Source organism: Oryzomicrobium sp. (assembly GCF_036820405.1).
Lineage (GTDB): Bacteria > Pseudomonadota > Gammaproteobacteria > Burkholderiales > Rhodocyclaceae > Oryzomicrobium.
The window spans coordinates 28,307-54,303 of the sequence record NZ_DAISLS010000006.1; the positions used below are offsets into that span (position 1 = coordinate 28,307).

Genomic DNA, 25,997 nt, shown 5'->3' on the forward strand with positions numbered 1-25,997 from the left:
TTTTTTTTTGCCGATTTTTTGAGTGAGGTCGGAAAAGATGTCCAGCGCCGTGGTGAACGTGCAGTTGCCCGACGGCTCCGTGCGGAGCTTCGATAAACCCGTGAGCGTGGCCGAGGTGGCCGCCTCCATTGGTGCCGGGCTGGCCCGTGCGGCACTGGCCGGCAAGGTCGACGGCAAGCTGGTGGATACCTCCTTCGTCATCGACCGCGATGCCAGCCTGGCCATCGTCACCGACAAGGATGCGGACGGCCTGGAGGTCATCCGCCACTCCACCGCCCACCTGCTCGCCTACGCGGTCAAGGAGCTGTTCCCCGAGGCCCAGGTGACCATCGGTCCGGTCATCGACAACGGCTTTTACTACGACTTCGCCTATACCCGTCCCTTTACCCCGGAAGATCTGGAAGCCATCGAGAAGAAGATGGCCGAACTGGCCAAGCGCGACATTCCCGTGTCCCGCGAAGTCTGGTCCCGGGACGAGGCGGTCAAGTTCTTCCTCGGCCAGGGCGAAAAGTACAAGGCCGAACTGATCGAGGCCATCCCTGCCGACCAGGAAGTGTCCCTGTACCGGGAAGGCGATTTCGTCGACCTGTGCCGCGGCCCCCACGTGCCCTCCACCGGCAAGCTCAAAGTCTTCAAGCTGATGAAGGTGGCCGGCGCCTACTGGCGCGGCGATGCCAAGAACGAGATGCTGCAGCGCATCTACGGCACCGCCTGGGCCAAGAAGGATGAGCAGGACGCCTACCTGCACATGCTCGAAGAGGCGGAAAAGCGCGACCACCGCCGCCTGGGCAGGCAACTCGACCTGTTTCACATGCAGGAAGAGGCGCCGGGCATGGTGTTCTGGCACCCCAAGGGCTGGGCCATCTGGCAGGAAATCGAGCAGTACATGCGCAACGTGTACCGGGACAACGGCTACCAGGAAATCCGCTGCCCGCAAATTCTCGACCGCACCCTGTGGGAAAAGTCCGGTCACTGGGAGCACTACAAGAACAACATGTTCACCACCGAGTCGGAGAAGCGCGACTACGCCATCAAGCCGATGAACTGCCCGGGGCACATCCAGGTGTTCAACTCCGACTTGCGCTCCTACCGGGACCTGCCCCTGCGTTACGGCGAGTTCGGCTCCTGCCACCGCAACGAGGCCTCCGGCGCCCTGCATGGCCTGATGCGGGTGCGCGGCTTCGTCCAGGACGATGGCCATATCTTCTGCACCGAGGACCAGATCGAGTCTGAGGTGACCGCCTTCAACGCTCTGGTGAAGAAGGTGTACGCCGACTTCGGCTTCCATCACGTGGCGGTCAAGCTGGCCCTGCGCCCGGACGGCCGGGTGGGTTCCGACGCAATCTGGGACAAGGCCGAAGAGGCCCTGCGCGCCGGCCTGAAGGCCTCCGGGCTGGAGTGGGAAGAACTGCCTGGCGAGGGCGCCTTCTACGGCCCCAAGATCGAGTTCCACATCAAGGACGCCATCGGCCGTTCCTGGCAGTGCGGCACTATGCAGGTGGATTTCTCCATGCCGGGCCGCCTGGGTGCGGAATACGTGGCGGCGGACAATACTCGCAAAGTGCCCGTCATGCTGCACCGCGCCATCCTGGGGTCCCTGGAGCGCTTCATCGGCATCCTGGTGGAAAACTACTCAGGTGCGCTGCCCCTGTGGTTGGCGCCGATCCAGTCGGTGGTGTTGAACATTTCCGAAAAACAGGCCGATTACGCCGAGGAAGTGGTCAAAACCCTGCGCCAGGCGGGCGTCCGGGCAGAGGCGGATTTGCGGAATGAGAAAATTACCTATAAAATTCGCGAGCATAGCGTGAATCACCGCCAACCCTATCAGCTCATCGTGGGCGACAAGGAAAAGGCGGAACGCATGGTGGCCGTGCGAATTCGCGGCGGCCAGGACCTCGGGCAGTTGCCCTTGAACGTTCTGGTGGAGCGACTCCGGGAGGAGATCGCGTCGCGAAAGGGCACGGCTTAGTTTTTGCCCCCGCAGAAAGCGGGGGAAGACTTTCGGAGCGAGAGCCATAGCACTCAACAAGAGTCACCGCATCGGCCATGAGATCAATGTCCCGGAAATCCGGTTGATCGGCGAAGATGGGGAGCAACTGGGGGTTGTCACTACCCGCAACGCAATGCAGATGGCCGATGAGGCTGGTCTTGAACTGGTGGAAATCGCCCCCCTGGCGAAGCCACCCGTGTGCCGGATCATGGATTACGGCAAGTTCAAGTACCAGGAGGCGAAGAAGGCGCACGAGGCCAAGCTGAAGCAGAAGCAGGTGCAGGTGAAGGAAATCAAAATCCGTCCCGGCACCGACGAGAACGACTACCAGATCAAGCTGCGCAACATGGTCCGGTTCCTGCAAGAAGGGGACAAGGTCAAGGTGACGCTGCGTTTCCGGGGGCGCGAAATGGCCCACCAGGAAATCGGTATGCGCCAGCTGGAGCGGTTCAAGGCCGACGTGGACGAGTATGCCCAGGTCGAGCAGATGCCCAAGATGGAAGGGCGCCAGATGGTGATGATGCTGGCGCCGGTCAAGAAGAAATAAGCCCTTCTCGACCATGCAGGATCGGCCCCGGAGCATTGGGGCCTACAAGTGCCTGATAGGCTAGAAAGCGCTCCCGTCGGGGGCCGCCTGGCAGGCATCAAATAATGGAGCATTAACATGCCCAAGATGAAGACGAAGAGCGGCGCCAAGAAGCGCTTCAAGGTCCGCTCGAGCGGGAGCATCAAGCGTTCCCAGGCGTTCAAGCGCCACATCCTGACCAAGAAGACCACCAAGTCCAAGCGCCAGCTGCGCGGGATGTGCCAGGTGCACGATTCCGATACGGCCCAGGTGCGGTCGATGATGCCCTACGCCTAAGCTAAGGAGAACGAAAGATGCCCCGAGTCAAACGTGGTGTGACGGCCCGCGCCCGTCACAAGAAGGTCCTGGCCCAAGCCAAGGGTTATCGCGGTCGCCGCAAGAACGTATACCGCGTTGCCAAGCAAGCGGTGATGAAGGCCGGTCAGTACGCCTACCGCGACCGTCGTCAGCGCAAGCGTCAGTTCCGTGCTCTGTGGATCGCCCGTATCAACGCGGCTGCCCGTGAAGTCGGCCTGAAGTACAGCACCTTCATGAACGGCCTGAAGAAGGCGCAGATCGAAGTGGACCGCAAGGTTCTCGCTGATCTGGCAGTCTTCGACAAGGCGGCGTTTGCCCAACTGGCCAACCAGGCCAAGGCGAGCCTCGCTGCCTGACCCGCAAGGGAACCCGAAAAGGAGGCGTAAGCCTCCTTTTTTTTCTGCTGTCGTCCGTCCTGCCGCCCCGCCGGCCCTGAGCCCCGACAAGTCTCAACAGCCTCACCGTTCTGTCTAGCTGGAACCCGCCATGGAACTCGAAAGAATCATTGAAGAAGCGCGCCTCGCCTTCGCCGGCGCCGAAACCGGGGATGCCCTGGAACAGGCCAAGGCCCGCTTCCTGGGTAAGAGCGGCCAGATCACCGAACTGATGAAGGGCTTGGGCAAGCTCGACCCCGACGCCCGCAAGGAAGCCGGCGCCGCCATCAACCGCGCCAAGACCTCCGTGGAAGAGGCCCTGACCGCCCGCCGCGACGCCCTCAAGCGCGCCGTTCTGGAAGCTCGCCTGGCCGAAGAGGCCCTGGATGTGACCCTGCCCGGCCGGGGCGAGACCCGAGGTGGCCTGCATCCGGTCTCCCGCACCCTGGACCGCATCGAGGCCCTGTTCCGCTCGATCGGTTTCGCCGTGGCCGACGGCCCGGAAATTGAGACCGATTTCTTCAACTTCACCGCGCTCAACACGCCGGAAGACCACCCGGCCCGGTCGATGCACGACACCTTCTACCTGCTCGACGACGCCGGCAAGGTGGAAGAAAACGTGCTGCTGCGCACCCACACCAGCCCGATCCAGGCCCGCTACATGCAGGCCCACGTGGCCAAGTACGCCCACCTGCCGGTGATGCCGGAGATTCGCATCATTGCCCCGGGTCGGGTTTACCGGGTCGATTCCGACGCTACCCACTCCCCCATGTTCCACCAGGTCGAAGGTCTGTGGGTGGGGCAGAACGTTTCCTTCGCCGACCTGAAGGGCGTGATCGCCGACTTCCTGCGCCGCTTCTTCGAGAGTGACGACCTGCAGGTGCGCTTCCGTCCCTCCTTCTTCCCGTTCACCGAGCCTTCCGCCGAGATCGACGTGGCCTTCATGAGCGGCGCCCTGAAGGGCCGTTGGCTGGAGATCGCCGGCTGCGGCATGGTCCACCCCAACGTGCTGCGCCACGCCGGCATCGACCCCGAGGCCTATACCGGCTTCGCCTTCGGCATGGGCCCGGACCGCCTGACCATGCTGCGTTACGGCGTCAACGATCTGCGCCTGTTCTTCGACGGCGACCTGCGCTTCCTCAAGCAGTTCGTCTGATTCCGGTTTTGACCCCGACTCGCTGACCGTTTCACGCTCGATCGCCCATCGCGCCACTCCCGAATATCCCGAGGTCGTATGAAATTCTCCGAATCCTGGCTGCGCAGCCTCGTCAACCCGGCGCTCGACACCGCCGCCCTGTCCCATCTGCTGACCATGGCCGGTCTCGAGGTCGAAGAACTCGATCCGGTGGCGCCGCCGTTCACCCAGGTGGTGGTGGCCCAGGTCAAGGAAGTGGTCAAGCACCCGGATGCCGACCGTCTCAACGTCTGCCAGGTGGACATCGGCGGCACCGTCCAGCAGATCGTCTGCGGCGCGCCCAACGTGGCCGCTGGCCTCAAGGTGCCCTGCGCCCTGCCCGGCGCCGTGCTGCCCGGCGACTTCACCATCAAGGTAGCCAAGGTGCGCGGCATCGAATCCTCCGGCATGCTCTGTTCGGCCAAGGAACTGGGCATCGCCGAAGAGTCCTCCGGCTTGCTGGTGCTGCCCGACGACGCTCCGGTGGGGACGGCTATCCGCCAGTATCTGGATCTGGACGACCAGTGCTTTACCCTCAAGCTCACCCCAAACCGGGCCGACTGCCTGTCCCTGAGCGGCATCGCCCGTGAAGTGGCGGCCCTGACCACCACTCCGGCGCGCCTGCCGGAAGTGGCTTCGGTTCCGGCGACCATCGCCGACCGTCGTGCGGTAGCGCTAGACGCCCCGTCGGCTTGTCCGCGCTACTGCGGGCGGATCATCCGCGGCGTGAACGCCAAGGCGCCGACGCCGCCCTGGATGGTGCGCCGCCTGGAACGCAGCGGCATCCGCTCCATCTCGGCCCTGGTGGACATCACCAACTACGTCATGCTCGAACTGGGTCAGCCCCTGCATGCTTTCGACGATGCCAAGCTTGCCGGCACGGTCCGTGCACGCATGGCCAAGGCCGGTGAGCAGCTGGAAATCCTCAACGGTCAGACCCTGACCCTGGCCGACGACGTGTTGGTCATCGCCGACGACGCCAAGGCCCTGGCCGTGGCCGGCATCATGGGCGGCGAAGAGTCCGGCATCACCCTGGAAACCACCGACCTGTTCCTGGAATCGGCCTTCTTCGCGCCAGCGGCCATCGCCGGCCGGGCGCGCCGCTACGGCTTCTCGTCGGATGCCTCCCACCGCTTCGAGCGGGGCGTGGATTTCAACTTGGCGCCCCGGGCCATCGAGCGGGCGACCCAACTGGTGCTCGAACTGTGCGGCGGCCAGGCCGGGCCAGTGGAAGAGGCGTGCGCCGAACTGCCCCGGCGCGCCCCGGTGCGCTTGCGCCCGACCCGGGTGGCCAAGGTGCTGGGCATCGATCTGGCCCCGGCGGACGTCGCCCGTCACTTGGCGAATATGGGTCTTGAGGTCGTCGAGGAGGGCGGTGATTTCGTCGTCACGCCCCCGTCCTACCGTTTTGACATCGAGATCGAGGAAGATCTGATCGAGGAAGTGGCGCGCCTGCACGGCTACGACAACATTCCCTCGCCGGCGCCTCAGGGCAGTCTGGCCATGCTTTCCGTCACCGAAGACCGCCGCCCGGTGGCGACGGTCAGGCATCTCCTGGCCAGCCGCGGCTACCAGGAAGTGGTGAACTTCGCCTTCGTCGAAGAAGGTTGGGAGGTCGATTTCGCCGCCAACACCACGCCGATCCGCCTCGCCAACCCCATCGCCAGCCAGCTGGCGGTGATGCGCACCACCCTGATCGCCGGGCTGGTGGAGAATCTCGCCACCAACCTCAAGCGCAAGCAGAGCAGGGTGCGCCTGTTCGAAACCGGCCGCTGCTTCTGGCGCGATGCCGGCGAACCGACCGGCTTCCGCCAGCCATGGAAACTGGCCGGCCTGGCCTACGGTGGCGCCTTGGCCGAGCAGTGGGGAGCCCCGGCGCGCCAGGTGGATTTCTACGACGTCAAGGCCGACCTGGAATTCCTGCTCCAGCCGTTGTCCGTCCGTTTCGAAAAGGCCGTCCATCCCGCCCTGCACCCCGGCCGCTCTGCCCGCGTCCTGATCAACGATCAGGAAATCGGCGTTCTGGGCGAACTTCACCCGGAATGGGCGCAAAAGTACGATTTACCGCTGGCGCCCGTGGTATTCGAACTGGATCTCGATCCGCTCACCGCAGCCCGTCTGCCCCAGTTCGCCGAGGTTTCCAAGTACCAGGCGGTGGTGCGCGACCTGGCGGTGGTGCTGCCCATCGATACGCCATTTGCCCAGGTGATGGCGGCCTTGAACCAGGGCCGTCCGGCCATCGTCCAGGACGTCCAGCTGTTCGACGTGTACACCGGCAAAGGGGTCGGCGAAGGGGAAAAAAGCCTTGCATTCCGTATAGTTATGCAAGATACTCAAAAAACTTTGCAGGATGCGGAGGTGGATGCCGCATTCGCCCAGCTGCTTGCTGCGCTGGAACGCGAGGTCGGGGCAAAACTCCGCGCCTAATCAGGGAAGTTCATGTCGACGCTCACAAAAGCAGAACTCGCCGACCTTCTGTTCGAAAAGGTCGGCCTCAACAAACGCGAAGCCAAGGACATGGTCGAGGCTTTCTTCGAGGAAATCCGCGACGCCCTGGAACGCGGCGAAGGGGTCAAGTTGTCCGGCTTCGGCAACTTCCAGCTGCGCGACAAACCCCAGCGTCCCGGGCGCAACCCCAAGACCGGCGAAGAAATCCCCATTTCGGCACGGCGCGTGGTGACCTTCCATGCCAGCCAGAAACTGAAGGGCGAAGTGGAGCAGTCCTACGATGGAAACGAATCCTAAGTCCGTGAGCCAGGACGACCTGCCGCCGATCCCGGCCAAGCGCTATTTCACCATCGGCGAAGTCAGCGAGCTGTGTGGGGTGAAGCCTCACGTGCTGCGCTACTGGGAGCAGGAATTCACCCAGCTCAAGCCGGTCAAGCGGCGTGGCAACCGGCGCTACTATCAGCACCACGAAGTACTGCTGGTGCGTCGCATCCGCGAGCTGCTCTACAACCAAGGTTTCACCATCAGCGGTGCACGCCACCGTCTGGAAGAGGGCGACGAGCCCGCGTCCGGCCTGTCTCTGGCCGCCTTGCGGCAGGAGTTGGCCGTGGTTCTCGAACTGCTGCAAGTTTAAGAAATCGGCGATAACGAAGAAAAAGATGCACAACGCCGGATTTTTGATATAATGCGCTCTGTGTCGGGGCGTAGCGCAGCCTGGTAGCGCACTTGCATGGGGTGCAAGGGGTCGCGAGTTCGAATCCCGCCGCCCCGACCAAAGAAAACGGAAAAGCCCGGTGAGCAATCACCGGGCTTTTTCATTTTCAGTTCCAGCTAACCTGGTGGTTCCGGCAGAAATCAGCCCTTCTTTTTTCTGGCTTTTATCTGGGCGTTGCCGCTCTTTAATCAGGCCGGCGTCAGGGGTCTGATTCCGGAGAATCCCCCACGAAATTCACTAATGTTGAATAGCGGCGCTCCAGCGGCCTAGATATGCACCATCTCGATGCGGGATTTATTACTTGCCGTTCATCGGCTACGGGTTATTCACATGCCTGATCCGAAAAATTCCTGCTTATAATTGTTGCAAGCCATTTTCTGGCTCAAGTATTATCGCGGTTGAAACCTTCCACCCAAAATCATAATCAGGAGAAACACATGGATATTTCCACCCTGTCCCTGGCCGAACTCAAGCAACTGCAAAAGCAAATCCCCGCCGAGATCGGTAAGCGCGAAGAGCAGGAAAAGAAGAAGGTGCTGGACGAGGTGAAGGCCCTGGCCGAAGCCCGCGGCTTTTCCATCGATCAGCTGATCGGCGGCGCCAAGGAAGCCAAGGTGCGCGTCAGTAAGCCGGTGGCGATCAAATACCGTCATCCTGAGAACACCGCTCTGACCTGGACCGGCCGCGGCCGTAAGCCCCAGTGGGTTGAAGCCTGGCTGGGCCAAGGGCGCAAGCTCGAAGAACTGGCCGTCTGAGCGGCCAGAACCAGTCTCTCCGAAGGCTGAAAGGGCGGATCTTTGGATCCGCCCTTTTTCTTTGCCGGTCCTGCTGGATTACCCCGTGGTGAAACGGGTTGTACGGGCCGTGCACAGAACAGGGCGCTCAGGCGATAATGCGCGCTTCGCTTCCCTTGGCTTCACGACTTTCATGCGCATTTTGCTGAGTAACGACGACGGTTATTTCGCCCCCGGTATCGAGGCTCTGGCCAAGGCCCTGGCGGATATAGCCGACATTACCGTGGTAGCCCCGGAACGTGATCGCAGCGGGGCGAGCAACTCCCTTACCCTGGATCGTCCTCTGTCTTTACGGCGTGCCGCCAACGGGTTTTATTATGTCAATGGCACGCCCACCGATTGCGTTCATCTGGCTGTAACCGGAATGCTCGATGAATTGCCGGACATGATCGTTTCAGGAATTAACCATGGCGCCAATATGGGCGATGACACGGTTTATTCGGGAACCGTGGCCGCGGCGACCGAAGGTTATTTACTAGGGATTCCCGCGATAGCGGTTTCCCTGGTCAGCCGCAGCGACAAGCATTTTGAAACCGCGGCCCAGGTCGCCCGGCGTTTGGTCCGGCAATATGCGGAAAAACCTCTGAAAGAGCCGGTTCTGCTCAACGTCAACGTGCCGGATCTGCCGCCCGACCAGCTCGGCGAGGTGCGCATCACCCGCCTGGGCAAGCGCCACAAGGCGGAACCCGTAGTGCGGGCCAAGACCCCCCGGGGCGAGACCGTCTACTGGGTCGGCGCCGCCGGATCGGCCCAGGACGCCGGCGAAGGCACCGATTTCCACGCAGTGGCCGCCGGCCATGTTTCCGTGACCCCGTTGCAGCTCGATCTCACCCATACCGGGCAACTTCCCCTGATTCGCGACTGGCTGACATGAACCGACCCACTCTCGGACTTGGCATGACCTCCGCACGCACCCGCGTGCGCATGATCGAGCGCCTGCGCGAGCAGGGCATCCGCGACGAGGCGGTGCTGGCGGTCATGGGCGACATTCCCCGCCACCTGTTCGTCGAAGAGGCCCTGGCATCCCGGGCCTACGAGGACACGGCGCTGCCGCTGGGCTTTTCCCAGACCATCTCCCAGCCGTTCATCGTCGCCCGCATGATCGAGCTCCTGCGCAGCGGCCGGAGCGGCCTGGGCAAAACCCTGGAAGTGGGGGCCGGTTGCGGCTACCAGGCGGCGGTGCTGGGGCGCCTGACCAGCGAGGTCTACGCCGTGGAGCGGATCGCGCCGCTGCTGGAAAAAGCCAAGGCCAACCTGCGCACCCTCAAGCTCTTCAACGTGCGCCTCAAGCACGCCGACGGCCAGTTGGGACTGCCCGAGGCGGCCCCGTTCGACACCATCATCCTGGCGGCCTCGGCCCCCGCCATGCCCCAGGCGCTTTTGCAGCAGCTGGCGCCGGGTGGCAGAATGGTGCTGCCGATCGGAAGCATCGAGCAGACGCTGCATCTCGTGGAGCGCACCCCCCAGGGGTTTATTGAGACCAAACTGGACGCGGTCCGATTCGTCCCGCTACTTCCCGGAACAGAATGATTTTTCGCCGATTTGTTTTCCCCGTTCTCGGTATTGGCCTGTTGGCCGCCGGTTGTGCCACCCAGCATCCCGCCCCGGTGGTGGACCGTGCCCAGCCCTCCGCGCGGGGGGCGGGTACGCCTGTTGCGGCCACCGGTGTGCCCGGTTGCCCCGAAAACTATATGGTCAAGAAGGGCGACACCCTCTACAGCATCGCCCTGGAACACGGTGCCGATTACAAGGACGTGATCGTCTGGAACCGGATCGACAACCCCAACCGCATTCTGGTTGGCCAGGTGCTGTGCGTGAAGGCGCCAGGCGATTCCGGCGTGGCCGTGGCCAAGCCCATCGGTCCGGGGGCGGCCATCGAGAAACGCTCCCTGGACGGCAGCGCCGCTGCGCCGGTTGCGGCCCCGGTTTCCAGCGACGGCATCAAGCGAGAGCCTCGCGCCGGCAAGGAACCCTATACCGATCAGGCCCTGGCGGCGGCCCAGGCTGGAACAGTGGTAGGGGCGGCGGCCGGGACGATGGCGGCCAAGCCTGAGCAAAAAATTGAACCGAAGGCGGAAACCAAGCCGGAATCCCGCGACTCCAAAGAGGGAGACGAGCCGGCCTGGGGCTGGCCCGCATCGGGAAAAACCCTGTCGGGATTCTCGGACAGCAGCAAGGGTATCGATATCGCCGGCAAGACGGGCGACCCGGTGCTGGCCGCGGCCGAAGGCAAGGTGGTTTATGCCGGTGTAGGACTGCGTGGTTACGGCAAGCTCGTCATCATCAAGCACAACGCCACCTACCTGACCGCTTATGCTCATAACAGCAACGTTCTGGTGAAAGAAGGGCAGAACGTCGTGAAGGGGCAGAAGATTGCCGAGATCGGCAACACGGATACCGATACCACGAAGCTCCATTTCGAGGTGCGGCGTCAGGGTAAGCCGGTGGATCCTCTGAAACATTTGCCGCCACGATGACCATGAACAGCCGCCATTCCGAGTTCGCCGATGATGCCGAGGAGGATTTCTCCGAAGATACTGCCGAACCGGAAGGGGCGGCTGACGGGGAGGGGAGCGACCTGAACGGGGACTCTGCCCCCGAGCCGAATGGCGAGACGGCGGCGCCCGAGGTCGAACTCCTCAACGACGTCACCCAGATTTACCTCAACGACATCGGCGCCAAGCCGCTTCTGACCCCGGACGAGGAGGCGGCTACGGCCCGTTGCGCCCGGGACGGGGATTTCCAGGCGCGGCAGAAGATGATCGAGCACAACCTGCGGCTGGTGGTGAACATCGCCAAGCACTACCTCAACCGCGGCATTCCCCTCCTGGACCTGGTCGAAGAGGGCAACTTGGGGCTGATGCACGCCTTGGACAAGTTCGAGCCCGACCGGGGCTTTCGCTTTTCCACCTACGCAACGTGGTGGATCCGCCAGAACATCGAGCGGGCGATCATGAACCAGTCCCGCACCATCCGTCTGCCGGTGCATGTGGTCAAGGAAATCAACGGTGTGCTGCGGGCGATCCGGCAGCTCGAGGCGAACCATGCTCAGGAATACGGGGTGGAGGAAATCGCCGCCCTGGTGGACAAGCCGGTGGCCGACGTGCGGCGTCTGCTGGCGCTCAACGAGCACACCGCATCCCTGGATGCACCCCTGGACGTGGACCCCAACCACACGGTGGCCGACGCCATCGCCGACGAGAGCAGTGCCGACCCGGTCGGGCTGTTGCAGTCCTCCGAACTGTCGGGCCTGGTCAACCACTGGGTGACCGAGCTTTCCGACCGGCAGCGCCAGGTGATCGAACGCCGCTACGGCCTCAACGGGCTGGAAGTGGCCACCCTCGAATCCATCGCCGCCGACCTATGCCTGACCCGGGAGCGGGTCAGGCAGATTCAGGTCGAGGCCCTGGGCCAGTTGCGCCGGATCATCCGCCGGCGCGGCGTGTCCCGCGAGAGCCTGATTTAGCCGCAGCGGCCGGCTTGGTCCTGGCCGCGGCCGGCGCACCGATGGGCCGGGGCGCCACTGGCACACCGTCCACCGCGCCGGTGCGCAGCGCTTCCGCCAGTTGGAACACCGACATGGCGTAGAAGCTCGAGCGGTTGTAGCGGGTGATCACATAGAAGTTGTCGAAGCCCAGCCAGTATTCGGTGGGTGCTTCCGGCGACACCAGATCCACCAGGGCCGCCTTGTTATCCACCTCTTCCTGGCCGGGGCGCAACAGGCTCGCCGGCACCGCCACGCCCAGCCCGGCCAGTTCGCTCAAGCTGCGTTGGGGGCGGATGCCCTCGTCCACCAGGGACTGGGCCTGGCCGGCATCGACCTGGACGGGCAGTGCGATCGCCGCGCCGCGCCGCCAGCCGTGGGCTTCCAGGAAGGCGGCGACGCTGCCGACCGCGTCCTTGCTGCTGCCGCGCAGATCGATCTGGCCGTTGCCGTCGAAATCCACCGCATAGCGGCGCAGGCTGCTCGGCATGAACTGGGGAATGCCGATGGCACCGGCGTAGGAACCCTTCACGGCCAGATCGTCCATGCCGTTCTCCCGGGTAAACAGCAGGAACTGCTCCAGTTCGCCGCGGAAATAGGCGGCCCGGGGCGGGTAGCGGAAGGCCAGGGTGGCCAGGGCCTCGAACACCTTGAAGCGCCCCGGGTTCACCCCGTATTCGGTTTCCACGCCGATGATCGCGGCGATGATTTCCCGGGGCACGCCGTAGCGCTCTTCGGCCGCCTCCAGCTCCCGGGCGTGTTCGGCCATGAAGGTCAACCCGGCGCCGACGCGGCGGGCGTTTACGAAACGTTCCCGGTAGCGGACCCAGGAGCGCTGCTCCACCCGGGTCGGCGGCGCGATGGCCTTCAGCACCGTCTTGTTCGGGGCGGTCAGGGCAAAGTCCCGGTGCAGGGTGGCCGCATCCATGCCGTACTTGGCTGCCATTTCGTCGATAAAGCTCTCCACGTCGGGATCGCCGAGAAAGGGCCGGGTTGCGGCGATGGCAGCGGCCACCCCTTCCTGGGCGGAAACGGGGGGGGCGGCAAAGACCGACAGGCCTCCCAGCCCCAGGGCAAAGCAGAGGGCGGGCAGGGCGTGGCGGCGGGAATGTGTCTTCAACGGGGTCTCCGGAACAGGGCGGCGCGGGCCAGGGCCCGCAGCCGGGCGAGGGGGCGGCGCTGATCGGCGCCCTCGGGCGGGCGGTAGCGCAGCTGGATGTAGCAGGCGGCGGCCTCGTCCACCAGCGGCCCCCAGGCGGGAAATTGTACGGCGACGCGGCGGGCGAAGTCGGCCGGGCCCTCGTGGGGTGCCCGGGCCACGCCGCGGCGGGAGAGCCGGCGGCAGAGCGACTGCCACAGGCGTTCAGGGACGTCGGCTGGCGCGGCGCGGCGTCCGGGCCAGGCGGCCGCCAGTCCGGCCAGGGCCAGCAGGGCGCCGCAGGCGGCGGCGAGCAGGGGCAGCAGCCGGCGCCAGTCGGCGTCGGGCCAGCCCAGGCGCTCGAGCAGGTCCTGCTGGCGTTGGGAATTGTACCCGAGCACCCACTGGTTCCAGCCGTTCTGGGCGGCCTCCCAGCGGTAGCGTAACTGGCGCAGCAAGGGCCAGTCGACGCGCATCAGCGGGGGCAGGGGCTCGCCCAGTGGTGTGGCATCGGCCAGCCCCGACTCGACCCGGGCCGGCGATACGGCGGCGGTGGGGTCCATGCGCACCCAGCCGTCGCCCGGGACCCAGACCTCGGCCCAGGCGTGGGCGTCCGACTGGCGCACTACCCAGAAATCATCCAGAGGATTTCGCTCCCCGCCCTGGTAACCCGTCACCACCCGGGCCGGCACGCCGGCAGCGCGCATCACCACCACAAAGGCCGAGGCGAAGTGTTCGCAGAAGCCGCGCCTGGTGCCGAACAGGAACTCGTCCACCGGGTTGGCGCCGAGCAGGGGTGGGGTCAGGGAATAGGTGAAGCCGTCATTGCGAAAGCGCTCGAGTAGCAGGGCGGCGATCCGGTAGGGGCGTTCGGTAGTTGGCAGCCGGGCAGTTTCCTGGCTCAGGGCGGCGCCCAGGGCCCGGGCCCTGGGATTGCCGTGCTCCCCGATGGCCAGTGGTAGGCGCAGGGCCCGTTCCAGCATGGCCGGCATTTCATCCGCCGCCAGCCGTGCGGCGGGTTGGGCGCGGGCCTCGTAGCGCAGGCGCTTGACCACCGGCGCACCGCTTTGCAGCTCGCCGGTGGCCGCCAGCCGGGCGTCGCCCTGCCAGGCGGTGGGGTGGTCCAGGGCCAGCAGCCAGCGGTTGCCGTGGGGTTCCAGGGTCAGGGTGTAGGCGTAGTCGGGTTGGCCGGGGACGGCGGCGATGGCCGCCGTGGTGCGGCGCGGCGGAGGCAGGGCGCTCCAGGTGCGCCCGTCGAAGGCCTCCAGGACCGGGCCGCGGAAGTAGAGTAGGGATTTGGCCGGGGTCGGGCCGTCGAAGCGTACCCGGAAGGCGATCTCGCCGGATTGGATCAGCTTGGCGATGGACCCCGGCGCCATGGTGTCGGACAGCCCGCTACGGCCACTGAAGGCGTCCCGGGGCAGCCCCCACAAGGGGCCGTCGATGCGCGGGAAGAGCAGGTAGAGGGCGGCCATGAACGGCAGGGCGAGCAGGGCGAGGGCCAGCCCCCGGCCGACCAGGGCACGGGGCGCCGGGGCCTGGCTGCCGCTGTGCAGGCGGATCAGGGTGACGACGATGGCGGTGCAGCAGGCGAAGGCCCAGGCGCCGGTGACGAGGGACTGGGATTCGAAGAACTGGGCCAGCAAAAGAAAGCAGGCCAGCAGAATGACCACCCAGGCGTCCCGGCCTGGGTAGGGGCGGGGTTTCGGTGGCGGGCGGAATTCATAGAACTTGAGGGCCAGCAGAAAGGCCAGCAGGGCGACACCGGGCCCGCGGCCGAACAGGGTGCGGAATTCCAGCCCGACGGCCGCCAGCACCGCCAGGGCGCCGGCCAGCACCAGCCAGCGCGGCAGCGGGGCGGCGTCGCGGCGCAGCAGCAGGGCGCGCCCGCCCAGCAGGACCGCCACCGCGATGCCGGCCCAGGGCGGCAGTGCTGGAAGCAGGGGCGCGCACACCAGGGCCGCGACCCCGAGTAGCCAGGCCAGTTCGGTACGCTGGCGGCCGGCCGCGGATGGGGCGCTCATGGGGCCATTTCCGGAGCGGGCATCGTCGCCGGCACGCCGTCGTCGGCAAAGCCGAACAGGGCGAGCCGGGCCAGGCAGGCTTCCCGGTGGGCTTCGCCCCGGGACGGAGGCAGGGCCGTGCCGGGCAGGCGCAGCCCGTAGGGGGCGTCTAGGGCGTCGGCGGCGAGCACCCAGGCGCAGAGCACGGCCAGGCGTTCTTCCAGGGCCTGTTCCGGCGCCAGGCCGGTGGCGGGCGGCGGCACGTCCTCCCAGCGCAGCCACAGCTCTCCGGCAGCGTCACTTTCGAACTGTTTGAGGGGCAGTTCGCTCCGGCGCCGCTCGCCGTCACCCTGGCGGGCCACCAACTTCCAGGCCACGTGGCGCAACGGATCGGCGGGGGTGCGCGGGCGCAGCCCGGCGAAATCCTCGTTGCCGGCCTGGGTGCGCCGGGTAGGCCGAGCGCCGCTGCCGGCCGCTTGGGGCGGCAAGGGCGGAGCCGGGTCCGCCGGGGCCGGATAGACCAGGGCGGACACGGTGGGGCGCCAGATCGACCAAGCGGTGAACAGCCCCAGGGGGTAGCGGCTTTCCACCCGGATCGGCGGGATGGGCAGGGGGCCGCGCTTCGGGGCGGCCAGGGGCAGGACTACTTCCGCATCGCTGCCGGCGGCCAGGTCGAGCCAGGCGGTGGGGCCGTCACCATCTGTCGGGGCGAAGCCGAAGCCCAGGCCGGGGCGGGGTTCGCTGCGGCGCTGGCTGGCACGCAGCACGACGCCGAGGGTGGTGCCGGCCATGCCGTTGCCGGTGGGGCCGGCGGTCAGGGTCAGCCCCGCTAGGTTGCGGTAGGTGAGGCCCATGCCCAGGGTGCCGACACCGGCCAGCAGGAAGACCACGGCGTAGCCCAGGCCCAGGTCGTAGTTGACCGCCGCCAGCAGCATGGTGGCCAGGGTGGCGGCGAACCCCAGTCCGGCGCCGCTGGGCAGGATGTAGATACGCCGCTGGCCAAGGGTCAGCGGCACCGTGTCGGGGGCGCGGCCGTACAGCCAGCGCTCCAGGGCGCGGTCCCGCCAGCGGCGCAGGAAGCCGCTTCGTGCCGGCAGGGGCCGGGTCACGGCAGGGGCACCGCCTCGATCAGGCTGCGGGCATCGGTGGCCGACAAGCCGCTCTCGCTACCCCGGTGGTGGAGGCGGTGGCCGGCCACGGCAGGAAACACGGCCTGGACGTCTTCGGGCAACACATGGTCGCGTCCGTCGATGAAGGCGTGGGCACGGGCGGCGGCGAGCAGGCCCAGGGCGGCCCGGGGGGACAGGCCGTGGCGGAAGCGCTGGTCTTGGCGGGTGGTGGCAGTCAGGGCATAGACGTAGTCCACCACCGGGGCGGCGGCATGGACCTGGCCGGCGGCCTGTTGCAAGGCGGCCAGTTCGCCCGGGGCGAGCAAGGATTCCAGTGCATCGACCCGGTCGCGCCGGCTGCCGCCGGCGAGCAGCGCCTTTTCCGCCGCCGGGTCCGGGTAGCCCAGGGACAGGCGCATCAGGAAGCGGTCCAGTTGGGATTCGGGCAGGGGAAAGGTACCGACCTGGTGGGAGGGGTTCTGGGTGGCGATGACGAAGAAGGGCTCGGGCAGCCGCCGGGTTTCGCCGTCCACCGTGACCTGGCCTTCTTCCATGGCTTCGAGCAGGGCGCTCTGGGTCTTGGGGCTGGCCCGGTTGATCTCGTCGGCCAGCACCACCTGGGCGAACACGGGGCCGGGCACGAAGCGGAAGCGGGCGCCTTCGGCATCCCGTTCGTAGAGGCTCACCCCCAGGATGTCCGCCGGCAGGAGGTCGCTGGTGAACTGGAGGCGGGAGAAGTGCAGGCCGAGCAGCCGGGCCAGGGCGTGGGCCAGGGTGGTCTTGCCGACGCCGGGTAGGTCCTCGATGAGCAGGTGTCCCCGGGCGAGCAGGCAGGCCAACGCCAGGCGCAGGGCGTCCGGCTTGCCCAGGATGACCTCGTCGGCGGCGGCGAGGATGCGGACGATGGCGTGGTGGCGGGCAGCGGGCAGGGCGGAATCCATGATGGCCGAAGGGGAATGGAGCATGGCGGTGGGGGCGGGCAGAGCGGTAAAAGGGCGGAAAAGGCTCGAAAAGGCCGGCCAGTGCGGCATTTCAGCACGGTCGGCGAGTTGTGGCGCCCGGTAAAATGGGATGATAATGCCAGAAGAGAACGGCACTACCCCGGCCACGGCGATGGTCCGGGACACAACGATAACGGCCCTTGAGCGCCGGGTAGTCATAACAGCAGCCGGCCCGTCCCCCAACCGGAGCCACGGCGCAGGAATCGTCGAGTCGACGGCCACGAGTCCGCCAGTGCGGGCTCGTTTGCGCCGATAGATTCGCTCCAGACCACTTCAACGCAGGGTAGAAGTTGTGACCACCACCGCCTTCATCAGTCACAAGGATTGCTTTCTTCACGACATGGGGTCGTTCCATCCGGAATCCCCGAGCCGACTGACCGCCATTTCCGACCACCTGATCGCCCAGGGCATCGACGCCTATTTCACCCACTACGACGCGCCCCTGGCCACCCTGGAGCAACTGCGCCGCGTCCATCCGGTGGGCTACCTGGAAAAGCTCAAGCGCAGCTCCCCGGAAAGCGGCATCGTGCACCTGGACCCGGATACGGCCATGAACCCCCACACCTGGCAGGCGGCCCTGCGCTCCGCCGGGGCCGGCGTCATGGCGGTGGACATGGTGATGAAGGGCGAGGCGCCCAACGCTTTCTGTGCCATCCGACCCCCCGGCCACCATGCCGAGCGGGAGACGGCCCTGGGCTTCTGCTTCCTCAACAACGTGGCCATCGCCGCCCGCCATGCCCTGGAAGTGCATGGCTTGTCGCGGGTGGCCGTCGTCGATTTCGACGTGCACCACGGCAACGGCACCGAGGACATCTTCAAGGACGATCCCCGGGTGCTGATGGTGAGCATGTTCCAGCACCCGTTCTTCCCCTACAGCGGCGCCGATTGCACCGCCGAGAACATGTGCAACGTCCCCCTGCCGGCGGGGACGTCCGGGGAAGAATTCCGCATGGTCGTGTCGGACATCTGGATGCCGCGCCTGCGCGAGTTCCAGCCCGAGATGATCTTCATCTCGGCCGGTTTCGACGCCCACTACGAGGACGACATGGGCAGCATGAAGCTGGTGGAATCCGACTATGCCTACGTCACCCGGGAGATCAAGCGCTTTGCCGACCAGGCCTGCAAGGGGCGCATCGTCTCCATGCTCGAAGGCGGCTACGTGCTGTCGTCCCTGGCACGCAGCGTGGGCGTCCACCTGCGCGTACTGGCCGATCTCTGACCGCCCGGGGCGGTAGGGCGCCACGCCGTCCTGCCGCCCAAATCGGGGTTCTCGTTCGAGGACTTCCCGGCAACCGGCGTTCGGGTAGAATCGAACGCTTTAGATTTTCTCCTGCAAACTCCGCCATGATTACCGGATCCCTCGTTGCCATCGTCACTCCCATGCAGGACGATGGCCGCCTCGATCTCGCCGCCCTGCGCCGCCTGATCGATTTCCACGCTGCCGAAGGCACCGACGGCATCGTCATCGTCGGCACCACTGGCGAATCCCCCACCGTGGGCGTGGAAGAGCACTGCGAACTGATCAAGACCACCGTCGAGCACGCCGCGGGCCGCCTGCCGGTGATCGCCGGCACCGGCGCCAACTCCACCGCCGAGGCCATCGAGCTGACCCGCTTCGCCAAGGACGTGGGCGCCGACGCGGTGCTGTCGGTGGTGCCCTATTACAACAAGCCGACCCAGGAAGGGCTGTACCAGCACTTCCGCGCCATCGCCGAGGCGGTGGACATTCCGGTGATCCTCTACAACGTGCCCGGCCGTACCGTGGCCGACATGAGCAACGACACCGCGATCCGCCTGTCCGCCATCGACAACATCATCGGCATCAAGGACGCCACCGGCAACATCGAGCGCGGCACCGACCTGATCCTGCGCGCCCCCGAGGGCTTCGCCGTCTACAGCGGCGACGACGCTTCCGGCTGCGCCCTGCTGTTGCTCGGCGCCCATGGCGTGATCTCGGTGACCAACAACGTGGCCCCTCGCCTGATGCACGAGATGGTGGTGGCCGCCCGGGCCGGCGACGTCAAGACCGCCCGCGAGATCAACGCCAAGCTGCTCGGTCTGCACAAGCACCTGTTCTGCGAAGCCAACCCGATTCCGGTGAAGTGGGCCGTGCAGCAGCTGGGGCTGATCCCCGGCGGCATCCGCCTGCCCCTCACCGCCCTGTCCCCCGAGTACCACGAACGGGTGCGCGGGGCGATGCGCCAGGCCGGCGTCCTGGCCTGACGATCCGGGCGGCGGCGCAAGCCGCCGCCTTCGCCCTTTTTGCACTTCCCCTTTTTCGCCAACCACGAAGCGAGAGCCGACGATTTTGAAGCGCCCTGACATTCATTCCGCCCGCCTGGCCATGGCTGCGGGTGTGGCGATGGCGGTAGCCGCCACTGCCGGCTGCGGCATCATGCCCGACTCGAAGAAGATCGATTACAAGTCCGCCAGCAAGGCCCAGGTTCCCACCCTGGAAGTTCCCCCCGACCTGACCGCGCCCACCAAGGACGACCGCTACGCCGTCCCCGACGTGGGCGGCAAGGGCACGGCCACCTTCTCGGCCTACAACGCCGAGCGGGACACCGCCAAGACCCAGGTGCAGAACACCGCCGTCCTGCCCCAGGTGGAAAAGACCCACATCGAGCGGTCCGGCACCCAGCGCTGGCTGGTGGTGGACCAGGCGCCGGACAAGGTCTGGGACACCGTCAAAGAGTTCTGGCAGGAGACCGGCTTCATCGTCAAGGTGGAGCAGCCCGACGCCGGCGTGATGGAAACCGATTGGGCGGAAAACCGCGCCAAGATCGGCGAGGACTGGCTGCGCAACACCCTGGGCAAGCTGCTCGACTCCCTGTACTCCACTGGTGAGCGCGACAAGTTCCGCACTCGCCTGGAGCCGGGCGCCCAGCCGGGCACCACCGACATCTTCATCAGCCACCGCGGCATGGAAGAGGTCTACATCACGCCCCAGAAGGACCAGACCCGCTGGCAGCCCCGGGCCTCCGACCCCGACCTGGAAGCCGAGATGCTGCGCCGCCTGATGGTGCGCTTCGGCGTCGAGGAAAAGCGTGCCGAGGCCCAGATTGCCGCTTCCAGCACCAAGACCCAGGAGAAGGCCCGGGTGGTCAACGGCGGCGACGGTTCTGCCCAGGTGGTGGTGGACGAGCGCTTCGACCGGGCCTGGCGCCGGGTCGGCCTAGCCCTCGACCGGGTCGGCTTCACCGTGGAAGACCGGGACCGCTCCAAGGGCCTGTTTTTCGTCCGTTACGTGGATCCGGAATCGGATGCCGCCAACAAGGACCCCGGTCTGCTCTCCAAGCTGGCGTTCTGGAAGAGCTCGCCGAAGGTGGAGAACAACGTTCAGTACCGCATTCTGGTGCGGGACGGCGGCGAATCCACCCAGGTCCAGGTGCTCACCCGCGAAGGGGGCTCCGATACCTCGGATACCGCCAAGCGCATCCTGGGCCTGCTCTACGAACAGCTGCGCTGAGTTTGCCGAGCCGTTCCCGACGGGATTCCTCCCGGCAACAAAAAGCCCCGCTTCGGCGGGGCTTTTTGTTGGGCAGTGATGCAGTGGGGAAGGGCGGCGGAGTGTGTCGGCTTTGCCGATACCCCGCCGAAGCGGCCAGGCGGGTCAGAGGCGGAAACGCCCCACCACCTCCTGCATGTTGTGGGCAACGCCGTCCAGGGTGCGCGCGGCGCCGGCGGTTTCGGCGGTGGTGGCGCTGTTCTCCTCGGCGTGGGTGGCGATTTCCTCGACCCGGCGGGCCACGTCGGTGGAGGCCGACGACTGCTCGCGCAGGGCCTCAGCCACGTCCCCCACCAATTGGGCGACGCGCTGGGCCATCTCCTGGAGCTGGGACACCGTGTCGCCGGCTTCCCGGGCCAGGGTGACGCTGGTGTCCACCGAGGTGACGCCGGCCTGGATGCCTGCCACCACCTGGCGGGTCGATTCCTGGATGGCGCTTACCATCTGGGTGATCTCGCTGGTGGATTGGGCGGTGCGTTCCGAGAGCTTGCGCACCTCGTCGGCCACCACGGCGAAGCCGCGGCCATGCTCGCCGGCCCGGGCGGCTTCGATGGCGGCGTTGAGGGCCAGCAGGTTGGTCTGGTCGGCGATGTCGCGGATCACGCTGACGATGTGGGAAATCTGGGCCGACTGGCCTTCCAGCGCCGCCACCTGGGTCGCGGCGGTATTGACCACCTCCGAGACACGGGTGATTTCACCCACCATGCGCAGGAGGGTGTCCCGGCCGGTGCGGGCCTGGGTGTCGGAGTCGGCGGCCAGGCGGCTGGAATCGGTGGTGCTGTCCGAGACGTGGTTGATCGAAACGGTCAGCTCCTCGATGTTGGCGGCGATCGCCGACGCCGCGGCACTCTGGGCGCTGGCACTCTGCTCTAGTTGCGCGGCGCCGCTGTTGAGCTGCTGCGCGGCGCTGGAGATCCGGTCGGCGTTGTCCCGGGTCTGGGACAGGGTCGTGCGCAGGGAGCGCTGCATTTCGGCCATGGCGGCGATCAGCTTGCCCACCTCGTCCTGGCCAGCGGCCGGCACCGGGCCTTGCAGGTCGCCGGCGGCGATGCGCCGGGCGGTCTCGACGGCCACTTCCAGCTGTCGGGACATGCGGTTGGACAGCAGCAGGGAAGCCGCGATCGCGATGCCCAGGCCAAGGGCCAGGGCGACGATGCCGCCGGTCATGGCTTCATGGATGTGGGCGTTGCCATCGTCAGAGGCATGGCTGGCGCCGTCCCGGTTGAAGGCGGTGAGGGCGTCAGTGGCATCGCGCAGCTTGTTGGCCTTGTCCACCCAGGCGCCACGGCGAAGCTGCTGGGCTTCTTCCATCTTGCCTTCGTTCATCAGGGCGATGCCTTCTTCCACTACCTTTCGGTAATCGGCGACGCCCTGCTGCACCTGCTCGACAAGCTTCTGCTCGTCGGGACCGCTGATCAGCGGCTGGTATTCCTTGACGATGGTCTGGAGGTCGCCGTCGAGTTTTTTCAGGGAGCTTTCGATCTTGGCGCGCTCCTCGGGTGAGGTGCCGAGCATGTATTCCAGGCTGCGTACCCGGTAGCGCAGGCGCTCCTGGCTGATCTTGCCGGTGGCCTGGATGGACGGGAGCCAGTTGGTGATGATCTCGTTGGTGCTGTTGCCCAGTTGGCGGATCTGCAACAGGCAGAACAGGATCGCCAGCACCAGCACGCCGCCCGAGATGGCGAAGTTGAGAAAGAGTTTGGTGCGCAGACTCAGGTTGTCGAACCACTGCATTTGGGGTCCCCTCGTTGTTTTCGTCGGCAGGCCTGGCCTGCCGGGTTTGGTGCTACCGTCGCGGCGGGCGCGGTGGTGCTGCGAAAAGGCTAGTGCAGGCTCCCCGTTCCGGCAAGTCGTCGCCGCCCGGCGGTAGGGCGGGAGTGATGTAGTAAAATTTGCCGGCTTGCCTGGGCGGTTGTCATATACGTCGCTCAGATGGGGGGCCGGCGCAGGGCGCCGGATAGAACAACATCATGGGCAGGGCGCAACGATACCAGAGCGTGCTGCACCATGCCTGCCGATCGTCTCCAACGGCCGCGGCCAGGAGGGATGTCATGAATTGGGAAACAACCGCTGCAAATCCGGCCGTACCCTCGTGCGACGTCCTCGTCATCGGCGGCGGGCCGGCGGGCTCCACCGCTGCGGCGTTGCTGGCTGAAAAAGGCCACCGGGTGACCTTGCTGGACAAGGACCGTCATCCACGCTTCCACATCGGCGAATCCCTGCTGCCGGCCAACCTGCCCCTGTTCGAGCGCCTCGGCGTGGCCGACCAGGTGCGCGCCATCGGCATGGAAAAATGGGGGGCCGAATTCGTCTCGCCCTGGCACGATCAGCGGCAGACCTTCTTCTTCGCCCGGGCCTGGGACAAGTCCATGCCCCACGCCTACCAGGTGCGCCGCTCCGATTTCGACAAGGTCCTGATCGACAACGCCGCCGCCAAGGGCGCCACGGTGATCGAGGGCTGCAAGGTGCGGGCGGTGGACTTCCAGCCCGACGGCAGCGGCGCCACCGTCCAGGCCCGCCACGACGACGGCCGGGAAGAAACCTTCGCCGCCCGCTTCGTGGTGGACGCCTCGGGGCGCGACACCTTCCTGGCCAACCGCTTCCAGGCCAAGCAGCGCAACCCCAGGCACAACAGCTCGGCCATGTACGGCCACTTCCGCAATGCCCGCCGCCACGAGGGGCAGGCTGCGGGGCACATCACCATCTTCTGGTTCGAGCACGGCTGGTTCTGGTTCATCCCCCTGTCCGACGGCGCCACCAGCGTCGGCGCCACGGTCTGGCCCTACTACATGAAGACCCGGCAGAAATCCCTCACGGACTTCTTCCTCGATACCATCCAGCTCTGCCCGGCACTGGCCGAGCGGCTCCAGGGCGCCGAGCTGATGGCCGGGGTGGAGGCCACCGGCAATTTCTCCTACGTCACCGACCGCACCCACGGCCCCGGCTACCTGCTGATCGGCGACGCCTACGCCTTCATCGACCCGGTGTTCTCTTCCGGGGTCATGCTGGCCATGAACGGCGCCTTCGCCGGCGCCGAGGCGGTGGACACGGCCCTGCGCGAACCGGCCCGGACCGCCCAGGCCATGGCCGCCTTCGACCGGGTGATGAAGCACGGGCCGAAGGAATTCTCCTGGTTCATCTACCGGGTCACCAACCCCACCATGCGCGACCTGTTCATGGCGCCGAGCAACAAGCTGCGCATGGAAGAGGCCCTGCTCTCGGTGCTGGCCGGCGACATCTTCGGCCGCACGCCGATCTGGCGCTCCCTGCTCGCCTTCAAAGCCATCTACTACCTCATGTCGCTGCGCCACCTGCCCCGTTCCCTGGCGGCCTGGCGCAAGCGGCGCATGAACATTCGCTACGTGGAAATGCCGGAATCCGGCGTCGGAGGACAATGAGCGCTGTACCGCACCATCCGGGCGCAACACCCCTGATCGTCGCCTGTCAGCCCTGGACGGGCGAGCCGGCGGGGGATGCCCGGAACACCGCGCCGCTGCTGGCGCTCCAGGACGACCTCCTCGGGAGCGCCGTCTTTGCCGCCGCGCCGCTGGCCCTGCCCGGCGAGGCCCCCCAGAGCTTCGTTTCCACCCCGGTGCTCGACGGCCATCCGGCCTGGATCGAGGCCTGGCGCGGCGACGCGCCGCTGCGCGCCGGTCGTGCCGGACCCCTGGCATGGCGGGCCGGGCCCAACCTGCTGTTCGGCGCCGTCACCCTGGACGAGGCGGACTTCTCCCCCGGGGATGGCGCCACGCCCCTGCAACAGGCCGCCGAGGCCGCCTACAGGGCCGTCTTCGCCCTGCTTGCCGCCGAGGGCTATCCCTACCTGCTGCGGGTGTGGAATTACCTGGACGACATCAACGGCGAGAGCTTCGGCCTGGAGCGCTACCGCCAGTTCAACATCGGCCGCCAGGACGCCTTTCTCGCCAGTGGCCGGCCCGTGGTCCAGAACGTGCCGGCGGCCTGCGCCCTGGGCACCATCGGCGGCCACCTGGTGGTGTTCTTCCTCGCCGGCCGGCAAGCGCCGATTCCGGTGGAAAACCCGCGCCAGACCAGCGCCTACCACTATCCCCGCGAGTACGGGCCGCGCAGCCCCACCTTCTCCCGCGCCGCCGTGGTGCGCCATGGCGGGCAGGACGTGCTGTTCATCTCCGGCACCGCCAGTATCGTCGGCCACCGGACCCTGCACATGGGGGACGTGGCCGCCCAGACCCGGGAGACCCTGGCCAACCTGGAGGCAGTGATCGCCGAGGCCAACCGGGTCGCGCCCGGCGCCGGCTACCGTCTGGCCGACTGCCTACTCAAGATTTACATCCGCCATCCCGCCGATCTTCCGGCCGTCCGGGCCGAAATCGGCCGGGCGCTGCCGGCGGCCCGGGCTTTCTACCTGCAAGCCGACGTCTGTCGCGCCGATCTTTTGGTCGAGATCGAAGCCAGTACCGGCCATTCCCTGGAGTTCTGAACGTGCCGTTTTCCGTTGCACCGTATTCCACGTTTCCCATCCTGTTACGCTCCCCGCTGCTGGGCCTCGGCCTGACCGCCGCCATCCTCGCCACCGCCTGCGCAGTGCTGGCCCAGCCTGCGGCAGCCGACGAAAAGCCCCTGTGGGAGGCCGGCATGGGCGTCGGCGGCCTGGTCATGCCCGACTACCGGGGCTCCAGCCAGAGCCGCGCCTACGCCCTGCCGATGCCGTACTTCGTCTATCGCGGCGAATTCCTCAAGGCCGACCGCAATGGCGTGCGCGGCACCCTGCTCGACACCGACCGGGTCGAGCTCAACATCAGCGGCGCCGCCTCACTGCCGGTCAACAGCGACAAGAACGACGCCCGCCAGGGCATGACCGACCTCAAGCCCACCGTGGAAGTCGGCCCCTCCCTGGACGTGAACCTGTGGCGCACCACCGACCACCGCACCAAGCTCGACCTGCGCCTGCCGGTACGCGCCGCCTTCACCGTCGAATCGAGCCCCAAGTCCCTGGGCTGGGTGTTCTCGCCGCGCCTCAACCTGGACGTGGAGGACGTGGCCGGCTTCAACGGTTGGAACCTGGGGCTGCTGGCCGGCCCCCTGTTCCAGTCGCGCCGCTACAACGATTATTTCTATTCGGTGGCGCCCCAGTACGCCGCCGCCGGCCGCCCGGCCTACCAGGCGGGCGGCGGTTACGCGGGCACTCAGGTGCTGTCGTCCTTGTCCAAGCGCTTCAAGAGCACCTGGGTGGGCGCCTTCGTCCGCTGGGACACCCTCAAGGGCGCGGCCTTCGAGGACAGCCCCCTGGTCAGGCGCGACCAGTACCTGGCCGCCGGGCTGGCGGTCGCCTGGGTGCTGGGCGAATCGTCGAAGAAAGTGGAGTGGGACTATTGATCGACCCCACCCGCCCGCCGG

24 protein-coding genes and 1 tRNA gene are annotated in these 25,997 nt (G+C 66.6%); 20 read left to right on the top strand and 5 right to left on the bottom strand.

All coding sequences use genetic code 11. From position 1 onward, the window contains the following. Positions 1-49 precede the first annotated feature (49 nt). The 14 genes from thrS (at position 50) to rpoS (ending at position 11,844) form a co-directional block, all read left to right on the top strand. A complete protein-coding gene (gene thrS, locus V7Z98_RS06645) occupies positions 50-1,969 on the top strand; it encodes a threonine--tRNA ligase (RefSeq protein ID WP_334157548.1) in 1,920 nt (639 codons plus the stop codon). 46 nt (positions 1,970-2,015) lie between these two features. Continuing rightward, entirely contained in the window at positions 2,016-2,537 is a 522-nt protein-coding gene (gene infC, locus V7Z98_RS06650; protein ID WP_293263866.1) for a translation initiation factor IF-3, read from the top strand. A 117-nt stretch (positions 2,538-2,654) separates the two neighbouring features. Further along, entirely contained in the window at positions 2,655-2,852 is a 198-nt protein-coding gene (gene rpmI / locus V7Z98_RS06655) for a 50S ribosomal protein L35 (RefSeq protein ID WP_054622068.1), read from the top strand. 17 nt (positions 2,853-2,869) lie between these two features. Then, entirely contained in the window at positions 2,870-3,229 is a 360-nt protein-coding gene (gene rplT / locus V7Z98_RS06660) for a 50S ribosomal protein L20 (protein WP_293263676.1), read from the top strand. A gap of 130 nt (positions 3,230-3,359) precedes the next feature. Then, positions 3,360-4,403, top strand: coding sequence for a phenylalanine--tRNA ligase subunit alpha (gene pheS, locus V7Z98_RS06665; RefSeq protein ID WP_334157422.1), 1,044 nt, complete (start codon positions 3,360-3,362; stop codon positions 4,401-4,403). Between the two features lie 78 nt (positions 4,404-4,481). Beyond that, a complete protein-coding gene (pheT, locus tag V7Z98_RS06670) occupies positions 4,482-6,848 on the top strand; it encodes a phenylalanine--tRNA ligase subunit beta (protein ID WP_334157423.1) in 2,367 nt (788 codons plus the stop codon). A gap of 12 nt (positions 6,849-6,860) precedes the next feature. Then, on the top strand, positions 6,861-7,166 hold the full coding sequence (locus V7Z98_RS06675) for an integration host factor subunit alpha (RefSeq protein ID WP_054622072.1): 306 nt from the start codon (positions 6,861-6,863) through the stop codon (positions 7,164-7,166). Beyond that, complete coding sequence (locus V7Z98_RS06680; protein ID WP_334157424.1) at positions 7,150-7,503, top strand: MerR family transcriptional regulator; 354 nt, start codon at positions 7,150-7,152, stop codon at positions 7,501-7,503. Before V7Z98_RS06675 ends, V7Z98_RS06680 begins: the two co-directional genes overlap by 17 nt. 64 nt (positions 7,504-7,567) lie before the next feature. After that, a tRNA-Pro gene (locus V7Z98_RS06685) sits at positions 7,568-7,644 on the top strand. A gap of 377 nt (positions 7,645-8,021) precedes the next feature. After that, positions 8,022-8,339 carry an H-NS histone family protein gene (locus V7Z98_RS06690; protein ID WP_293263680.1) on the top strand — a complete coding sequence of 106 codons (318 nt, stop codon included), beginning with the start codon at positions 8,022-8,024 and terminating at the stop codon, positions 8,337-8,339. A gap of 172 nt (positions 8,340-8,511) precedes the next feature. Then, positions 8,512-9,252, top strand: coding sequence for a 5'/3'-nucleotidase SurE (surE, locus tag V7Z98_RS06695; protein ID WP_334157425.1), 741 nt, complete (start codon positions 8,512-8,514; stop codon positions 9,250-9,252). A 23-nt stretch (positions 9,253-9,275) separates the two neighbouring features. Next, a complete protein-coding gene (locus V7Z98_RS06700) occupies positions 9,276-9,908 on the top strand; it encodes a protein-L-isoaspartate(D-aspartate) O-methyltransferase (RefSeq protein WP_334157426.1) in 633 nt (210 codons plus the stop codon). Positions 9,909-10,069: 161 nt separating this feature from the next. Further along, entirely contained in the window at positions 10,070-10,855 is a 786-nt protein-coding gene (locus V7Z98_RS06705; protein WP_334157427.1) for a peptidoglycan DD-metalloendopeptidase family protein, read from the top strand. Then, positions 10,852-11,844 carry an RNA polymerase sigma factor RpoS gene (gene rpoS, locus V7Z98_RS06710; protein WP_334157428.1) on the top strand — a complete coding sequence of 331 codons (993 nt, stop codon included), beginning with the start codon at positions 10,852-10,854 and terminating at the stop codon, positions 11,842-11,844. Before V7Z98_RS06705 ends, rpoS begins: the two co-directional genes overlap by 4 nt. On the opposite strand, the gene mltB is transcribed toward rpoS, so the two are convergent. Genes mltB through V7Z98_RS06730 form a run of 4 tightly spaced genes read right to left on the bottom strand, consistent with a single transcriptional unit; the run spans position 11,804 to position 17,077 of the window. Continuing rightward, the gene (gene mltB / locus V7Z98_RS06715; protein WP_334157429.1) at positions 11,804-12,982 is read right to left on the bottom strand and encodes a lytic murein transglycosylase B; all 1,179 of its coding nucleotides are present in this window, start codon (positions 12,980-12,982) and stop codon (positions 11,804-11,806) included. The two genes, rpoS and mltB, sit on opposite strands and share 41 nt — an antisense overlap. Beyond that, positions 12,979-15,024, bottom strand: coding sequence for a transglutaminase TgpA family protein (locus tag V7Z98_RS06720; protein WP_334157430.1), 2,046 nt, complete (start codon positions 15,022-15,024; stop codon positions 12,979-12,981). The genes mltB and V7Z98_RS06720 overlap by 4 nt, the downstream gene beginning before the upstream one ends. Further along, the gene (locus tag V7Z98_RS06725; RefSeq protein WP_334157431.1) at positions 15,021-16,112 is read right to left on the bottom strand and encodes a DUF58 domain-containing protein; all 1,092 of its coding nucleotides are present in this window, start codon (positions 16,110-16,112) and stop codon (positions 15,021-15,023) included. The genes V7Z98_RS06720 and V7Z98_RS06725 overlap by 4 nt, the downstream gene beginning before the upstream one ends. After that, positions 16,109-17,077, bottom strand: coding sequence for an AAA family ATPase (locus tag V7Z98_RS06730; protein WP_442951819.1), 969 nt, complete (start codon positions 17,075-17,077; stop codon positions 16,109-16,111). The genes V7Z98_RS06725 and V7Z98_RS06730 overlap by 4 nt, the downstream gene beginning before the upstream one ends. 328 nt (positions 17,078-17,405) lie before the next feature. On the opposite strand from V7Z98_RS06730, the gene V7Z98_RS06735 reads away from it, so the two are divergent. The 3 genes from V7Z98_RS06735 (at position 17,406) to bamC (ending at position 20,582) form a co-directional block, all read left to right on the top strand. Next, on the top strand, positions 17,406-18,332 hold the full coding sequence (locus tag V7Z98_RS06735; protein ID WP_334157432.1) for a histone deacetylase family protein: 927 nt from the start codon (positions 17,406-17,408) through the stop codon (positions 18,330-18,332). 125 nt (positions 18,333-18,457) lie between these two features. Continuing rightward, positions 18,458-19,336: a 4-hydroxy-tetrahydrodipicolinate synthase gene (gene dapA, locus V7Z98_RS06740; RefSeq protein ID WP_293263689.1), complete on the top strand. Its 879-nt coding sequence runs from the start codon at positions 18,458-18,460 to the stop codon at positions 19,334-19,336. A 121-nt stretch (positions 19,337-19,457) separates the two neighbouring features. Further along, complete coding sequence (bamC, locus tag V7Z98_RS06745) at positions 19,458-20,582, top strand: outer membrane protein assembly factor BamC (RefSeq protein WP_293263868.1); 1,125 nt, start codon at positions 19,458-19,460, stop codon at positions 20,580-20,582. Positions 20,583-20,726: 144 nt separating this feature from the next. Here bamC and V7Z98_RS06750 read toward each other — a convergent pair whose 3' ends face one another. Continuing rightward, positions 20,727-22,355 carry a HAMP domain-containing methyl-accepting chemotaxis protein gene (locus V7Z98_RS06750; RefSeq protein WP_334157433.1) on the bottom strand — a complete coding sequence of 543 codons (1,629 nt, stop codon included), beginning with the start codon at positions 22,353-22,355 and terminating at the stop codon, positions 20,727-20,729. A gap of 317 nt (positions 22,356-22,672) precedes the next feature. On the opposite strand from V7Z98_RS06750, the gene V7Z98_RS06755 reads away from it, so the two are divergent. The 3 genes from V7Z98_RS06755 to V7Z98_RS06765 are packed head-to-tail and all read left to right on the top strand — an operon-like array spanning position 22,673 to position 25,976. Beyond that, a complete protein-coding gene (locus V7Z98_RS06755; protein ID WP_293263691.1) occupies positions 22,673-24,019 on the top strand; it encodes an NAD(P)/FAD-dependent oxidoreductase in 1,347 nt (448 codons plus the stop codon). Beyond that, positions 24,016-25,080 carry a chorismate transformation enzyme, FkbO/Hyg5 family gene (locus tag V7Z98_RS06760; RefSeq protein WP_334157434.1) on the top strand — a complete coding sequence of 355 codons (1,065 nt, stop codon included), beginning with the start codon at positions 24,016-24,018 and terminating at the stop codon, positions 25,078-25,080. Before V7Z98_RS06755 ends, V7Z98_RS06760 begins: the two co-directional genes overlap by 4 nt. A gap of 2 nt (positions 25,081-25,082) precedes the next feature. Then, on the top strand, positions 25,083-25,976 hold the full coding sequence (locus V7Z98_RS06765) for a MipA/OmpV family protein (protein ID WP_334157435.1): 894 nt from the start codon (positions 25,083-25,085) through the stop codon (positions 25,974-25,976). Positions 25,977-25,997: the final 21 nt, after the last annotated feature.

Coding starts and splice junctions, on each gene's coding strand:
- rpmI (WP_054622068.1), top strand. CDS start 2,655: ATGCCCAAGATGAAGACGAAGAGCGGCGCCAAGAAGCGCTTCAAGGTC.
- rplT (WP_293263676.1), top strand. CDS start 2,870: ATGCCCCGAGTCAAACGTGGTGTGACGGCCCGCGCCCGTCACAAGAAG.
- pheS (WP_334157422.1), top strand. CDS start 3,360: ATGGAACTCGAAAGAATCATTGAAGAAGCGCGCCTCGCCTTCGCCGGC.
- pheT (WP_334157423.1), top strand. CDS start 4,482: ATGAAATTCTCCGAATCCTGGCTGCGCAGCCTCGTCAACCCGGCGCTC.
- V7Z98_RS06675 (WP_054622072.1), top strand. CDS start 6,861: ATGTCGACGCTCACAAAAGCAGAACTCGCCGACCTTCTGTTCGAAAAG.
- V7Z98_RS06680 (WP_334157424.1), top strand. CDS start 7,150: ATGGAAACGAATCCTAAGTCCGTGAGCCAGGACGACCTGCCGCCGATC.
- V7Z98_RS06690 (WP_293263680.1), top strand. CDS start 8,022: ATGGATATTTCCACCCTGTCCCTGGCCGAACTCAAGCAACTGCAAAAG.
- surE (WP_334157425.1), top strand. CDS start 8,512: ATGCGCATTTTGCTGAGTAACGACGACGGTTATTTCGCCCCCGGTATC.
- V7Z98_RS06700 (WP_334157426.1), top strand. CDS start 9,276: ATGACCTCCGCACGCACCCGCGTGCGCATGATCGAGCGCCTGCGCGAG.
- V7Z98_RS06705 (WP_334157427.1), top strand. CDS start 10,070: ATGGTCAAGAAGGGCGACACCCTCTACAGCATCGCCCTGGAACACGGT.
- rpoS (WP_334157428.1), top strand. CDS start 10,852: ATGACCATGAACAGCCGCCATTCCGAGTTCGCCGATGATGCCGAGGAG.
- V7Z98_RS06720 (WP_334157430.1), bottom strand. CDS start 15,024: ATGAGCGCCCCATCCGCGGCCGGCCGCCAGCGTACCGAACTGGCCTGG.
- V7Z98_RS06730 (WP_442951819.1), bottom strand. CDS start 17,077: ATGCTCCATTCCCCTTCGGCCATCATGGATTCCGCCCTGCCCGCTGCC.
- dapA (WP_293263689.1), top strand. CDS start 18,458: ATGATTACCGGATCCCTCGTTGCCATCGTCACTCCCATGCAGGACGAT.
- bamC (WP_293263868.1), top strand. CDS start 19,458: ATGGCTGCGGGTGTGGCGATGGCGGTAGCCGCCACTGCCGGCTGCGGC.
- V7Z98_RS06750 (WP_334157433.1), bottom strand. CDS start 22,355: ATGCAGTGGTTCGACAACCTGAGTCTGCGCACCAAACTCTTTCTCAAC.
- V7Z98_RS06755 (WP_293263691.1), top strand. CDS start 22,673: ATGAATTGGGAAACAACCGCTGCAAATCCGGCCGTACCCTCGTGCGAC.
- V7Z98_RS06760 (WP_334157434.1), top strand. CDS start 24,016: ATGAGCGCTGTACCGCACCATCCGGGCGCAACACCCCTGATCGTCGCC.